At 37.1% G+C, this 13752-nt stretch carries 13 protein-coding genes and 1 pseudogene; 10 read left to right on the top strand and 4 right to left on the bottom strand.

Translation table 11 applies throughout. The features are described from left to right. Positions 1-37 precede the first annotated feature (37 nt). From ACIP9W_RS14525 to ACIP9W_RS14515, 3 genes are all read left to right on the top strand, one after another. The gene (locus ACIP9W_RS14525) at positions 38-1033 is read left to right on the top strand and encodes an ABC transporter substrate-binding protein (protein ID WP_400790711.1); all 996 of its coding nucleotides are present in this window, start codon (positions 38-40) and stop codon (positions 1031-1033) included. Positions 1034-1107: 74 nt separating this feature from the next. Then, positions 1108-1968: an ABC transporter permease gene (locus ACIP9W_RS14520; RefSeq protein ID WP_282242565.1), complete on the top strand. Its 861-nt coding sequence runs from the start codon at positions 1108-1110 to the stop codon at positions 1966-1968. Further along, positions 1965-3155 (top strand): quaternary amine ABC transporter ATP-binding protein, encoded by a 1191-nt coding sequence (locus ACIP9W_RS14515; protein WP_400790708.1) that lies wholly within the window; start codon positions 1965-1967, stop codon positions 3153-3155. The genes ACIP9W_RS14520 and ACIP9W_RS14515 overlap by 4 nt, the downstream gene beginning before the upstream one ends. A 30-nt stretch (positions 3156-3185) precedes the next feature. Here the strand turns inward: ACIP9W_RS14515 and ACIP9W_RS14510 are convergent, their stop codons facing one another. Then, a complete protein-coding gene (locus ACIP9W_RS14510; RefSeq protein WP_400790706.1) occupies positions 3186-3806 on the bottom strand; it encodes a TetR/AcrR family transcriptional regulator in 621 nt (206 codons plus the stop codon). Between the two features lie 161 nt (positions 3807-3967). Between ACIP9W_RS14510 and ACIP9W_RS14505 the strand changes: the two genes are divergently transcribed. From ACIP9W_RS14505 to ACIP9W_RS14490, 4 genes are all read left to right on the top strand, one after another. Beyond that, the gene (locus ACIP9W_RS14505) at positions 3968-4726 is read left to right on the top strand and encodes an SDR family oxidoreductase (RefSeq protein ID WP_400790703.1); all 759 of its coding nucleotides are present in this window, start codon (positions 3968-3970) and stop codon (positions 4724-4726) included. Between the two features lie 440 nt (positions 4727-5166). Beyond that, on the top strand, positions 5167-6051 hold the full coding sequence (locus ACIP9W_RS14500) for an SDR family oxidoreductase (protein ID WP_400791089.1): 885 nt from the start codon (positions 5167-5169) through the stop codon (positions 6049-6051). Between the two features lie 207 nt (positions 6052-6258). Then, a complete protein-coding gene (locus ACIP9W_RS14495) occupies positions 6259-8295 on the top strand; it encodes a bifunctional diguanylate cyclase/phosphodiesterase (protein ID WP_400790700.1) in 2037 nt (678 codons plus the stop codon). After that, on the top strand, positions 8285-9211 hold the full coding sequence (locus ACIP9W_RS14490) for a DUF2971 domain-containing protein (RefSeq protein ID WP_400790697.1): 927 nt from the start codon (positions 8285-8287) through the stop codon (positions 9209-9211). Before ACIP9W_RS14495 ends, ACIP9W_RS14490 begins: the two co-directional genes overlap by 11 nt. Before the next feature lie 43 nt (positions 9212-9254). Here ACIP9W_RS14490 and ACIP9W_RS14485 read toward each other — a convergent pair whose 3' ends face one another. From ACIP9W_RS14485 to ACIP9W_RS14475, 3 genes and pseudogenes are all read right to left on the bottom strand, one after another. Continuing rightward, complete coding sequence (locus ACIP9W_RS14485; RefSeq protein WP_400790694.1) at positions 9255-9743, bottom strand: methylated-DNA--[protein]-cysteine S-methyltransferase; 489 nt, start codon at positions 9741-9743, stop codon at positions 9255-9257. After that, positions 9740-10298: pseudogene (locus ACIP9W_RS14480) on the bottom strand (bifunctional transcriptional activator/DNA repair enzyme AdaA). Before ACIP9W_RS14480 ends, ACIP9W_RS14485 begins: the two are co-directional and overlap by 4 nt. 31 nt (positions 10299-10329) lie before the next feature. Next, on the bottom strand, positions 10330-11100 hold the full coding sequence (locus ACIP9W_RS14475) for an isocitrate lyase/PEP mutase family protein (protein WP_400790691.1): 771 nt from the start codon (positions 11098-11100) through the stop codon (positions 10330-10332). A gap of 195 nt (positions 11101-11295) precedes the next feature. On the opposite strand from ACIP9W_RS14475, the gene ACIP9W_RS14470 reads away from it, so the two are divergent. The 3 genes from ACIP9W_RS14470 (at position 11296) to ACIP9W_RS14460 (ending at position 13598) form a co-directional block, all read left to right on the top strand. Next, complete coding sequence (locus tag ACIP9W_RS14470; RefSeq protein ID WP_400790688.1) at positions 11296-12000, top strand: hypothetical protein; 705 nt, start codon at positions 11296-11298, stop codon at positions 11998-12000. After that, positions 12001-12747 (top strand): hypothetical protein, encoded by a 747-nt coding sequence (locus tag ACIP9W_RS14465; RefSeq protein ID WP_400790686.1) that lies wholly within the window; start codon positions 12001-12003, stop codon positions 12745-12747. It begins immediately after the preceding gene. Between the two features lie 80 nt (positions 12748-12827). After that, positions 12828-13598: a sporulation protein gene (locus ACIP9W_RS14460; RefSeq protein WP_400790683.1), complete on the top strand. Its 771-nt coding sequence runs from the start codon at positions 12828-12830 to the stop codon at positions 13596-13598. Positions 13599-13752 lie beyond the last annotated feature (154 nt).

Below are 13752 nucleotides of genomic sequence, written 5' to 3'. Positions count from 1 at the left end.
CGTCTAATTTAAAAAGAGAGAATAGGGGTAGAAAGTTATGAGGAAATTGATGTTGTTCATTTCACTTTGCACCGTTTTAGTGTTGGCTGCATGTAGTGAAGAAGCAAGTACAGACAGTATTAAAACGATTAAATTTGCCGATGCAGGATGGGATAGTGTTCGTGTACATAATAGCATAGCGCAGTTTATCGTGGAGGAAGGCTACGGCTATGACACGGAAGTGACAAGTGGAACAACTGCTGCTACGATGCAAGCCCTTGAACAAGGGGACGTTAATGTCAATATGGAAGTCTGGACCGATAACATTAAAGAAATCTATGAGAAAGCAATTGATAGCGGCAATATTGTTAAAGTGGCTACAAACTTTAATGATAACTCGCAAGGATTATATGTTCCAACTTACGTGATAGAAGGAGATGCAGAAAGAGGCATTGAGCCGATCGCACCAGATTTAAAAACGGTTCAAGACTTAGAGAAGTATCCAGAGATTTTCCAAGATCCCGAAGATAGTAGCAAAGGACGTATTGTCGGAGCACCATCTAGTTGGGTAGTAAGTGAACACTTGGAGACGAAACTTGAAACATATGGCCTTGATAAGCAGTATAACTATTTAGCACCAGGATCTGATTCTGCGATTGTTGCAGATTTAGCAGGAGCATACAAAAAGGGAGCTCCGTGGGTAGGTTATTATTGGTCACCAACATGGGTTACAGCTAGCTATGATTTAACTTTACTTGAAGATAATCCATATGATGAAGCAACTTGGGAAGAGTCAAAAGGAACTGAATTTCCTCCGAACGATGTAGTTATCGCAGTACATAAGGACTTACCAACACAAGCAAAAGATGTCGTTGATTTTTTAAGTAAATATTCGACAAGTAATGCATTAACAGAAGAAGCACTAGATTATATGAATGAAAATGGAGCAGATCCTGATGAAGCCGCACAATGGTGGATGAAAGAACATGAAGATGTTTGGACAACTTGGGTGTCTGAGGAAGTTGCGGAAAAAGTGAAAGCAGCTTTGAAATAGGGTTCATGATCGAATTAGTTTATCCAAAAAAAGTGAGGTGAATGCGACTGTTCCTTTGATACAGTTCGCTTTTTATGACAGAATTTCCTGATGTTCGAATACCAATTGGAGATGGCGTAGAAAAGTTTATCGATTTTTTAGCATCACATTTTGATGCGTTCTTTGATTTCATTTTTGTTATTTCCTCTTCATTGATCAAGGGGCTAGAGGCTGGTCTTCTAGCTATTCCTTGGTGGTTATTTATTGTTATTATCTTTTTATTAGGCTGGTATTTTACTAACTTGTATGGTGGTATTCTTTTTTCATTTTTTATTTTCTTGATCGGTACTTTTGATTTGTGGCCAGAAACGATGACCACTATTTCAATCGTATTAATCTCCGTCGTACTATCTCTTGTAATCGGTATTCCATTAGGTGTTGGGATGGCATTTAGTAAAGTAATGTCGACTATAATGCGACCGATACTCGATGCGATGCAGACGATGCCAAGTTTTGTTTATTTAATTCCTGTTATATTCTTCTTCCCTTTAGGGAATGTACCCGCAGTTATTGCGACGATTATCTACGCATTACCTCCCGTAATCCGATTAACAGAACTAGGAATTCGCAATGTAGATGAAGAAGTAGTTGAATCTGCACAATCTTTTGGTTCATCCACGAGCCAAATGCTTATGAAAGTACAATTACCACAAGCATTACCGACAATTATGGCTGGTATAAACCAAACAACCATGATGGCGCTGGCTATGGCTGTTGTCGGATCGATGGTTGGGGCACAGGGACTCGGTGAACGAGTACTATATGCGATTAATCGAATTGATATTTCTCTTGGTTTTGAAGCAGGTATAAGTATCGTTTTCTTAGCGATTATTATTGACCGAATTACCGGAGGAATTGCAAGGCGCCTTCAGAAACATAGGAGGGATGCAGCATGACAGTAAAGTTAAAACTAGAAAATGTATCAAAGATCTTTGGACCACGACCTAAAAAGGCAATTTCCATGGTTGAAAACGGTATGCCTAAAGAAGAAATTCTCGCAAAAACAGGACATACGGTCGGTGTTTACAATGCTTCTATGGAAATTATGGAAGGTGAAACATTCGTCATTATGGGGCTTTCCGGAAGTGGAAAATCCACTTTGATACGTTGTTTAAATCTTTTAAACCGACCGACATCAGGCGCCATTTATGTCGATGGGGAAAATGTTGTAGATTATAACAAAAATCAGCTTAAATATTATCGCCAGAAAAAAATAGCAATGGTGTTTCAACACTTCGGCCTTTTTAGTCATCGGACTGTGCTAGAAAATATCGAATATGGGCTTGAAGTACGTGGCATGTCTAAAGAAGAACGTCAAGCAATAGCCCAAAAACATTTAGAAACAGTTGGACTAAAAGGATATGAAAACAAATATCCAGATGAGCTTTCAGGTGGTATGCGCCAACGGGTAGGTATTGCAAGGGCGTTGGCAAATGACCCGGATATTCTGCTCATGGATGAACCTTTCAGTGCGCTGGATCCACTCATCCGAAGAGAAATGCAGCTTGAGCTACTCGATATACAAAACCGATTGCAAAAAACAATCATTTTTATCACACATGATGTCAACGAAGCATTTAAAATCGGAGATCGTGTAGCGGTGATGAAAAATGGGAAAGTAGAGCAAATTGGCACTCCCGAAGAAATTTTAGATAAACCTGCGAGCAACTATATATCTGAATTCATCCGAGATATTGATCGTTCTAAAATTCTGCAAGCAGAGCATATTATGACAAAACCTTATGGGCTAGTATCCTTAAAAGACGGGTTGAATGTAGCGACTCAGGTAATGCGTGAGAATGGTATATCAAGCGCATTTGTAACGGATCGCAAGCGCCAAATACAAGGTATTGTTACCATTGATCAAGCGATTGATGGGATTAAACAGAAAAAGACGTTACAAGAAGTGATGTCTACAGAAGTAAAAACTGTTCGACCGGATGATTACGTACAGGATATTATTCCATATGTGCTTGATTCCAAATATCCAATAGTCGTTACAGACGAAGATTTAACGATAAAAGGAATCATTTTAAGAGTGCATGTATTAGCAAGTTTAATAAGTGATAATGTAGAAGAATAAAAGAAACTCCCGAATGAATGCTCTTAAGAGCTACCTATTCGGGAGTTTTTTCTGTGTTTTTCTATTGGTGTTTTTAGTAGGATCTGAATGGAGAATGGCTAATAATTGCTCAGCCATATAGGAGGCAGAGTATATAAATTCACTTTGAATCCATTCATTAATCATTCCCCAGATCGCATGGGCTTGGTAACTAGCGATTAAATTTGCATTTATATTATGTTGCAATGGATGGTTAGTAATATCTTGTAGTACAAGTTTTTTGAGTTCATCACAAATTCTCTTTTGTAATTCAAATAACACGTTCGATTTAACTAATAATGAATAAAAGTTAGAATGCTTTTCCACATGATCAAATATTTTAATCGTAGAAGAAGATAATTTGCTTACGATTAAAACTTCTACCTCTTGATAAGGTTCTCGATAAGAATCGATTAAATCCTTAATTACATCGTCGATCGCTTCCTCTAATAGCTCCTCTTTATATTGATAATGCTTATAAAATGTACCGCGATTTAAATCGGCAGTTTGTACAATATCAGTAATGGATATTTCTTTAAAGTCTTTTTCTTTCATTATTGCGATAAGAGATTCTTTTAAAGCAGCCTTCGATTTTCTAATTCTTCTATCCTGATAAATAGATTTAGTAGACATTTTAGACCTCCATTGTATGTTAGAGTACAATAATCGCTCTCTTTGCTGATTGAACGGCTGAGTGTAGATTCATTATACTATAGGATAGAAAGAACTTATTGCACATCTGTTTAATAGAACTGATAAATAATGGTGTGCAAATAGAAAGGGTGTAGAGAAAAATGAGACTTCAATCTAAAGTCGCGGTTGTAACGGGAGCAGGATCAGGAATGGGAAGAGCAATTGCTACCCTTTACGGGAAAGAAGGAGCAAAAGTAGTAGTTTCCGATTTAAATGAAGCATCCGCAAAGGAAACGGCGGAAGAAATTACAGCAAGCGGAGGAGAAGCGATCGCTGTTGTAGCAAATGTTGCAAAAGAAGAGGATATTCAAAATCTTATTGATACAGCAGTCAACACATATGGAACCGTTGATATTCTTGTAAACAACGCGGGTATTATGGACAACTTTGAGCCTGCTGGTGATATTGAGGACGATAAATGGGAGCTAGTATTTGCAGTGAATACAACTAGTGTCATGCGTGCAACACGCAAAGTGATGCCAATATTCTTAGAAAAACAGCAAGGTGTAATTGTGAATGTCGCTTCTGCTGGTGGGTTATATGGAGCACGTGCTGGAGCAACCTACACCGCTTCTAAGCATGCAGTAATTGGTTTTACGAAAAACACAGGATTTATGTATGCACCACAAGGAATTAGATGTAATGCAATTGCACCCGGTGGTGTAGAAACAAATATTGGTACTTCTATGACGAATATTAATACATTTGGTATTGGGCGTACACAAGCAGGACTTGCACTAAATCCACGCACAGGTAAAGCTGAAGAGGTTGCAAAGGTTGCACTATTCCTTGCCTCAGATGAATCTAGTTTTGTGAATGGAACGGTAATAACAGCGGATGCTGGTTGGACTGCATATTAATAGAATGATTATGATTGAAACGACCTTTCTCGATAATGGAGAAAGGTCGTTTTTTTAGCGCTGAGGGAAGATAGTGAAGTACCCCATTAACCTCTCTATATAAGAGGATAATACTGTTCATATCTAGGGTTATAGAAAAAGGGTGGACGAGCTCCTATTTTAGGAAGTAGAAATGGGGTGGCATTCGAATTATATAATACTTTTAATTTTTCATCGGAATGATTTATAAGTAATATTTCTGACTGCTGATTCGATGTTGTGCTTTGCAAGACACAGAACCTCCTATCGAATAATATTTTATGTAATTTATTCGATATCGACTTCAATGTTTACTTAGTATTTCATCACCTTACTAGTAATCCTTACATAAAATAACCCGACCATTGATTTTTAGGGGGATAGCCGTGACAAATAAAAACGAGCAACATCAAAACTATCCGATGTATCCAAACTACGGGAAAATTACCCGGTATGAAGATGTTCCGATTACTGTGCCAGAACAGCGTCAATTGCGACAACCGGGTGTAGAAAGATTGATGAACCCACGTCCGATAATGGAAAATCCAAACTATCTGGGGAGTGGAAAGTTAAACGGAAAAGTCGCGCTAATAACGGGTGGTGACAGTGGAATAGGTGCAGCAGCGACCATTGCTTTTGCAAAAGAGGGAGCAGATGTTGCTATATCCTACTTAGATGAACATGAAGATGCAAATCGAACGAAGAAGAGAATTGAGGAACTGGGGAAACGGTGTTTGTTATTGCCGGGGGATTTAAGAGAAAAAAAGCAATGTATAGAGATTGTGGAAAATACAATCCAAACGTTTGGAAGGCTAGATATTCTTTGTAATCATGTAGGTATTCAATTTCAACAACTAAGCTTGCTTGATATTACAGATGAGCAATTCGATGATACCTTTAAAGTAAACATCTATTCACATTTCTACACAACGCGAGCTGCGCTTCCACATTTACAACCGGGTAGCTCTATTATTAATACATCCTCTGTCGTAACATTTGATGGCAACGATCAATTAATTGATTATACGGCAACGAAGGGTGCCATTATTGGCTTTACGCGAGCACTTGCTAATAGTTTAGTTAAAAAAGGAATACGTGTGAATGCTATTGCACCAGGCAGAATATGGACACCTCTCATACCATCAAGTTTTTCAGCTGATGAAGTTACGCAAGCAGGTAACCCAATGGAAAGACAAGGGCAACCATTTGAAGTAGCACCGACCTTTGTGTACCTTGCTTCCGACGATTCTCGTTTTGTGACAGGACAGACGCTTCATGTAAATGGTGGGCAAATAACGGCTTCGTAATTCTACATCTTAGAAGATCGACCTTGCACTAAGAATTTCTCTTTAAAGGTCCCTCATAGCGTATCAATAGTAAAAAAGGTTTACAAACTACTAAAAGAGGATACTTTTTTAGTAGTTTGCTTTTTTTGTCACATACTATATAACTATAAAGAGGCCATTACATGTTATAGTTTTAAGACAAAAATATTCGTGGAGAAGAGTGGGAACTTGTTTAATAATCCTTCCAGTAACAATTTTATCGAGTTAAATGGAGAGTATTCTATTCCTATAGTAGCATTATCTATTATTATGTCCGTTATTGCTTCCTATACTGCATTATCAATGAATGAGCGGGCATATAAAAATAGTTTTTTTCATCGTAACTTTTGGCTCGTCCTTGCCTCTATAGCGATGGGTTTTGGCATTTGGTCCATGCATTTTATAGGGATGAGTGCTTATTCGTTACCAGTTGAAATGCATTACCATAAATCGTTGACGGTTGTATCTGTTATACCTGCAATGCTAGCTTCTTTTATAGCATTTTATATTGCTAGTCGCTCGAACAGAACTTATTGGACATACATATTGGCAGGTAGTGTAATGGGAATAGGCATATCTTCCATGCATTACTTAGGAATGTATGCGATGGAGATGGATTTATTCTATACATACGATAGGGGCTTGTTTATAGCATCTATTGTCATAGCGATAATCGTTTCTGTTATAGCGATATATATATTTTCTGGTTTTCGTCGTTTTGTTGTGAATCGATTTATTCAGCTTATAACAGCTATCATCATGGGACTTGCTGTTTCCTCGATGCATTATACGGGAATGGCAGCTATTAGTTTTTATGTTCCTAAAGGTTTTATTCCTAGTTCTATGCATATGCATATGATGGACATGAATGGGGTTGCAATAAGTGTAGCTATTGGGATGATTGTTTTACTTGGAACCTTACTATTTTCTAGCTTGGTAGATCGTTATGTAGAATACAGGGCCAACTATTTTGATGTGTTAACTAAATTACCGAATCGCCGTTTGTTTGAACAAAAGCTAAGAAAACCAATATTTCCAGAACATTTAGCTATTTGGCATTTACATGATTTAGAAAAAGTGAATAGAGAGTACGATTATCAGTTTGGCGATGAGGTGATTCAATGGGTGGCCGATGTGTTAGAGCTGTCCACCTCCAAGATGGTAGACTTATACCGAATAGAAGGTAATCGTTTTGCTTTCTTGACAAGGGATATGTATGAAGAAAAGCAAATGCAAGAAGAGATGGAGAAAGTAGCGGAATTACTTCGTCAGCCATTTTTCATTCAAAATCAGGAAGTGACTATTGAAGCGACCTGTGCCATTTCAAAAGCATATAATTATGAGGAAGCATCGAGTATATATACAAATGCATTAAGTGTTTTAAATCATCCATCTGTTCAATACAACCATGAAGTGGTTACGTATGACCCCTCTATTCACACATATACGTTTGAAAGGGAGATTGCCGATGATGTGTTTGGAGCAATGCTCAAAGGTGATTTGTATCTTGTATATCAACCTAAAGTTAGTATGCAGACCAATGAAATTATGGGAGTCGAAACATTACTGAGATGGAATCATCCTGTTTATGGAATGCTTTCCCCAGGTATTTTTATTCCAATATTAGAAAATCATGATCGAATGAAGGACGTGACAGATTGGATTATCAAACTAGTCTGCCGTCAAATATCCAAATGGAATGTCGAAGGAATTCCATTTGGACAAGTAGCGATCAATATTCCAGGTCAATATGTTACTTCTCCAAGGTTATTAGAAGTATTAAAGCAGACGTTAAATGACTATGATATAAGACCGGCACAGTTAGAGCTAGAAATTACAGAAACAACATTCGTGAAAAATATTGCAGAAGCGATGCGAGCTGTAAGTGTTCTTCGTCAAGAAGGCTTTTCGGTCGCATTAGATGATTTCGGGACTGGTGTCTCCTCATTATCCTATTTAAAGCAGATGCCGATCTCCACCCTAAAGATCGACAAGTCGTTTATCGACGAAATACCACATTCGAAAAAAGACTCTTCGATCATTCAAGCAATTATAAGACTAGGAGAATCATTAGACTTAGCAGTTGTATTTGAAGGGGTTGAAACGAAGGAGCAAGTAGAGTTTCTAGTTGCAACATGTAAGGATCCAATCATCCAGGGCTATTATTTTGCAAAGCCGATGATACCGGAAGAATTAAAAGGATGGAGGAATAAAGATGTCGAATGATCAGTTTGAAACAAAAATGAATAATCCTCAAGTCACTTCTAAATCACTTATTCCATACATTAGTAAAGAATTCAAATCTCATTTTACGAAAGATACAACAGCGTTGTATCATTACACAGATCTAGAAGGAGCCCAAGGGATTATAAGCAATAAGACGTTCTGGGCTTCTCATATAAAATTTATGAATGATTCCAAAGAATATAGCCATGGCTTGGAAATATGTGAGGCAATTGTTGAAAACTTAATACAAGAGTTCCCGAAAGAAAATCCAAGACGCATCTATTTAGAGGAAGTATTTACAATTCTAGAAGAACAAGATACGGATATTTTTGTCGTGTCTTTTTGTGAGAGTGAAGATTTACTAAGTCAATGGCGAGGATACAGCCGCAGTAAATATGGTGTATCAATCGGCTTTGACTATGCTGCTCTTTTTGACGTCTCTTTTCATCTGAGTGAAGAAAACTTCTTCCCACGAAAAGTCATCTATAATCATCAGCTACAACAGCAAATTATCCATCGCATTATCGAAATCGCATTAGTGAGCAGAGACATGAATACCACAAAAGCAGCATATACACCGAAAGAAGTAGCTAGAACAATCGGGTACTTCTTACCACTCTTTAAGCATTCCACGTTTTCTGAAGAAAAAGAATGGCGAATCATCGTAACAAACTCCAAAAGCATGCCCTATCAGCACGAACTAAAATTCCGTGCCCGCGATAATATTATCTTGCCTTATATTGAATTGTTGACACATAACAAAATGACGCAAAACGATAACAAACTCCCGATTAAGCAAATAACAGTAGGACCTTCTGGAACAAACGAGTTCACTGCAAGAAGCCTTAACTATTACTTAAAAAATGTTGGATACCCAAACGTACCTATTAAGATATCTCATATTCCATACCGATAAAGAGAAAAAATCAGCAACAAAATCAAAGAAGAAAGACCCCCGATCATATTGGAAGTCTAGTAATACCTTTTTCATGTGCAAGTAGCCATTCTTTTCTCCACAAGCCACCTGCATATCCAGTTAGTTTCCCGTCAGAACCGATAATCCGGTGGCAAGGAACTACGATACTTAGCTTGTTTTTGCCGTTTGCACTTCCTACTGCACGAATGGCTTTTTCATTTCCAATGCTCAGTGCAATGTCTTTATACGATCCAGTTTCCCCATAAGGAATAGTTGTTAGCGCATTCCATACACTTTTTTGAAAATCCGTCCCAATGCTAATGGAAGGAAATGAAAATACCCGTCGCTCACCTTTAAAATATTCAACCATCTGAACGTAACATTCTTTAAGTGCCATAGGAGTTTCCACTGTTAATGGGTGTACAACCACATCGTGCTCTGCAAACAGGATGGAATGGACTGCATCATTGGTACCGACGATTTCCAAAACCCCAATAGGAGTTGGATAATCTACTTGAAAAAGTTTACTCATCTAACGGTCTCCTTCTGTCGGTACTCACTTGGAGTACAATTTTTCAAACGAAAAAATACTTTGTAAAAGTTGGATGTACTTTGAAAGCCAACTTCATAACAAATTTCTAAATTTGTTTTATTTGTGCTTTTCAACAAGTGTGCTGCTTTATCAATTCTTACTTTTTCTAAATACATACGTGGTGTTTCAGAAGTCTCTTGTTTGAAAAGACGATCCAAATAATAAGTACTTACTCCAACATGATTTGCAATATCTTGCAACACAACTTTTTCATTTGAATGATTGATCAAGAACGTAATAACACTTTGAACAAATTGTGTGTTGGGAGACTGATTCACTTCTGGTTTGCACCTTTTACAAGCACGAAATCCATCCTCTTCTACTTTTTCTTTGTCCAGATAAAACTCTACATTTTGTTTCTTTGGTTTTCTAGAACGACAGGAAGGCCGACAATAGATTCTTGTTGTTTTCACAGCGGTATAAAAATAATCCATCATATGTCTGATCACAAGCAATAATTTTTTCCCACTTTTCTTCAAATGTAAGATTGATCATAACTGGTATACACCTTCCTGTCCTTTCTAGTCTATTCTTCATACAAATGTGCTGTATCTTTTAATGCAAATAATTGAGCGGTATTCATTTCCATAAAAGCAATGACTTTGTCCGATAATGCATTTCCAAAGCTGAATCGTCGCACTCCTAATTCCTTAAGCTTATTACAATTAGTTAGACCAGGTAAAGATAAAACATTTAGTGGGGCTTTTATCTTCGATGAAATTTCTGCGATATCCTCATCCGACGTCACACCAGGAACGAAAATTCCACTTGCTCCACTATCCACATATGCCTTTCCTCTTTCTATTGTTTCCAATAGCGGATTTTCCTTTTGGAGATACGTATCTGTTCGAGCATTGATAAAGAAATCTTTGAAGCCGCTATGCTCTAAAGCATTTCTAATTTCAAATAACAGCTTTGCATGCAAAGAGATATCTCTTAAACCATCTTGCGTTTTGAATGAATCTTCTATGTTTATACCCGCTACTCCAACGTCTGCTGTCTTTAAAACATTGTGTACAATTGTTTCTACAGTTTCCCCATAACCACTTTCAATATCAGCGGATACCGGAACATTGACATGCTCAGTGATCGTTTGAATGATCTGTAAATGCCGATCAAAATCAACAAGTTCTCCGTCTTTTAAACCAAGTGAATTAGCCAATCCCCAACTAGTCGTTCCGATTGCTTGGAAGCCAACTTTTTCTAAAACTAAAGCTGACAGTAAATCCCACGCATTACCTAAAAATAACGGCTCAGTAGATTGATGAAGCTTATGAAATTTTTGAATTTTATTCATAATTAAAACCTCCTTAGATTTATGTTAGCAAGTTAGAACTGCTGTTTTCGTCCTTTTTCTTGCGATTATAGTCTGATAGGAGTAATAACTTGTTTTCATTGAAGTTACTATTTGAAATATTCGATGGTGATGCTTTTTCTTGAAGGTAATACTGGAAGTTTTGTCGAATTTAAGGAAATGAGGGGGATGATATTCTTGTGGAATGGCAACATCATAGAAGTAGCAACATCCATATTGGCTTGGATAGTCATTGGTACACTGGCATTTCGGATTTATAAAAAACAAGTGGAGCACCCAAAATCTTGGAAAATAATTACAGTAGTCTTAATAGGTCTCTTTTCTTTTTCGATTAATTGGAATGTATTTGATACACGCATTCAGATCGCAATTCTACCACTTGGCGTATGGATTTTGTATGCATTTTTAAAAAGAAAAGACGGACGCTGGAAACAATATCGGCCTTTTGCATGGCTAGGCTTCTTGGCTAATTTCATTTTCTTGAGTTCAACATTAATCGCTATACCTATCAATCACTTCATCTATCCTGAAAATGAAATGAAGACATATATATCAAACGTGGAAAATGCCTCGATTATTGCTATTCATCCATCTGCAAAAGGAACCTCACTAATCAAAGAAGATCTATTAAAACAAATACATAATTTAAAAGAAAAACAATTCTTTAGTGACAAATGGTATAACGAGACTTATATGAATACAGAGGCAAACAAAAGAAAGGAACGTTTTCCATATATGCTTATAAATACTTCACCTAAATGGGGAAGCGGACTCATTGCTAATGTATATATAGAAGGCGATGGAAAAGGTCTCTTAGTGGTAACCCCGAAAAAGCAATTTTATTTTCATTCCGACCAATCCTTATTAGAGGAGGGAAAATAAGTGACGAAGAGAAGATTGGTGATTTCGATAGGGCTAGCTATGTTATTGCTGACAATCGTTATATTTTATTTGTTTTATTTTACGAAGCCTCATGCTTTTCCAATGGATGATAAGTTATTGAAGGAGATGAATAGTTTTTATGCGGAAGCTCATGCAGATGTCATTCAAGATGTAGTGTATCTTGATAAACAGCATGTATTTGTTCCTTATATTTCGCAAGAAAACAATTATGGTTTAAGCTTCTGGGTCTGGAAACATCGGAAATGGAAGGTCGAAGAAATTGATACAAACGGTGACCTGCGATTATGGAAAATTAATAGTAAGGATTCCGCTACTTATCATTTTGTATGGAATTTTCCTTCTAATGACCAAATTAGTTATATGAAACTATATGCTATTAAACAAAGAGGTTACCATATATCGGGGGATGTTCATCACTACGATCCAGCGGTTCAACTGGAAAGAAAGATTTCACTTTCAGAAAAGACGTATGGAAGCATACAATTGGAGACAGAGTGGGTTTCTGTTATAGATGAATGGAACAAGTTGAATGAAGCAATGCAACCAAGTCTCTTTTTCCAGCCGTTTATAATGTATCAACCTATGTATTTTGGATGGAATACTTTTGATCACTCGGATACTATTATTTATCCAGAACATTCTACGGTCAATAGTTCCATCTTGAATAACAGTGTAGGTATTGAAAATGTCATGTTCGTGAATGAATCCGAACTCGAGTACCCATAATGGATTGCAAACTTTTCTTGAAACCTTTGAATTACGACGTGCGTATATAAATGAATAAAGGTGAGAGGGAGGATTTACAAATGTCTTTTTTTAATAAAGTTCTGGCGAGTTTCGGAGTAGGTGGAGCCAAAGTAGATACAAAGCTTGAAAAAACAGCGTATGTGGCCGGCGAAATGATGAGAGGCGAAGTGGAAGTCTACGGAGGAAATATCGATCAACAAATTGACTCTATCTATTTAACTGTATATACGACTTACATTAGAGAGTCAGATGATAAAAAATATACAGAAGTAGCACCAGTGAAAAAACTAAAAATCAATGAACCCTTAATTATTAAATCAAATGAAACGAAAGTAATTCCATTTTCTATCGAGCTTCCGGTTGATACGCCTATCACCATTGGAAAGACACAAGTATGGGTGAGTACAGGACTTGATATAAAAAATGCAGCAGATCCTGCGGATAAAGATTATATTGAGGTTAAACCTTCTAAGCTAGCAAAACAAATTCTAGAAGAAGTTCAACAACTTGGCTTCCGATTAAGGAAAGCGGAATGTGAACAGGCTTCTAAAAGAATGCGCAAACACTATCCATTTGTTCAAGAATTTGAATTTATTCCAACGAGCGGCCCGTACAGAGGAAGACTTGACGAATTGGAAATTATATTTTTATCGCAGTCCGAACAATCTGCAGAAATACTTATGCAAGTAGACCGAAAAGTACGGGGGATAGGAAGTTTTCTAGCAGAAGCTTTTGAAATGGATGAGAGTCATATTAGACTGACCATCACTACGCAAGATTTACCATACTTACAAGAGAAGCTGAAACAACTAATTTCAAGCCACCTCTAAGAAATCCCTAGAAGAGAGATAAACCCAGAAACTAGTCAATGTTTCTGGGTTTTTGAGTGCTTAAATATCAATTTAAAAGAAAATACTGGATGAAATATCCTTTTACAACTAAACACGCCGATTTTACAACTAAATCCTTCAAAATTCCAACTAA

Source organism: Psychrobacillus sp. NPDC093180 (assembly GCF_044754065.1).
In the GTDB taxonomy this organism is placed as follows: Bacteria; Bacillota; Bacilli; order Bacillales_A; family Planococcaceae; genus Psychrobacillus.
This window is presented reverse-complemented; position numbering and strand designations above follow the sequence as displayed.

Bases quoted from the DNA above. Each gene is read 5' to 3' on its own strand.
- ACIP9W_RS14475 (WP_400790691.1), bottom strand. From the start codon at position 11,100: ATGAATAAAATTCAAAAATTTCATAAGCTTCATCAATCTACTGAGCCG.
- ACIP9W_RS14510 (WP_400790706.1), bottom strand. From the start codon at position 3,806: ATGTCTACTAAATCTATTTATCAGGATAGAAGAATTAGAAAATCGAAG.
- ACIP9W_RS14515 (WP_400790708.1), top strand. From the start codon at position 1,965: ATGACAGTAAAGTTAAAACTAGAAAATGTATCAAAGATCTTTGGACCA.
- ACIP9W_RS14505 (WP_400790703.1), top strand. From the start codon at position 3,968: ATGAGACTTCAATCTAAAGTCGCGGTTGTAACGGGAGCAGGATCAGGA.
- ACIP9W_RS14525 (WP_400790711.1), top strand. From the start codon at position 38: ATGAGGAAATTGATGTTGTTCATTTCACTTTGCACCGTTTTAGTGTTG.
- ACIP9W_RS14485 (WP_400790694.1), bottom strand. From the start codon at position 9,743: ATGAGTAAACTTTTTCAAGTAGATTATCCAACTCCTATTGGGGTTTTG.
- ACIP9W_RS14460 (WP_400790683.1), top strand. From the start codon at position 12,828: ATGTCTTTTTTTAATAAAGTTCTGGCGAGTTTCGGAGTAGGTGGAGCC.
- ACIP9W_RS14500 (WP_400791089.1), top strand. From the start codon at position 5,167: ATGTATCCAAACTACGGGAAAATTACCCGGTATGAAGATGTTCCGATT.
- ACIP9W_RS14490 (WP_400790697.1), top strand. From the start codon at position 8,285: ATGTCGAATGATCAGTTTGAAACAAAAATGAATAATCCTCAAGTCACT.
- ACIP9W_RS14520 (WP_282242565.1), top strand. From the start codon at position 1,108: ATGACAGAATTTCCTGATGTTCGAATACCAATTGGAGATGGCGTAGAA.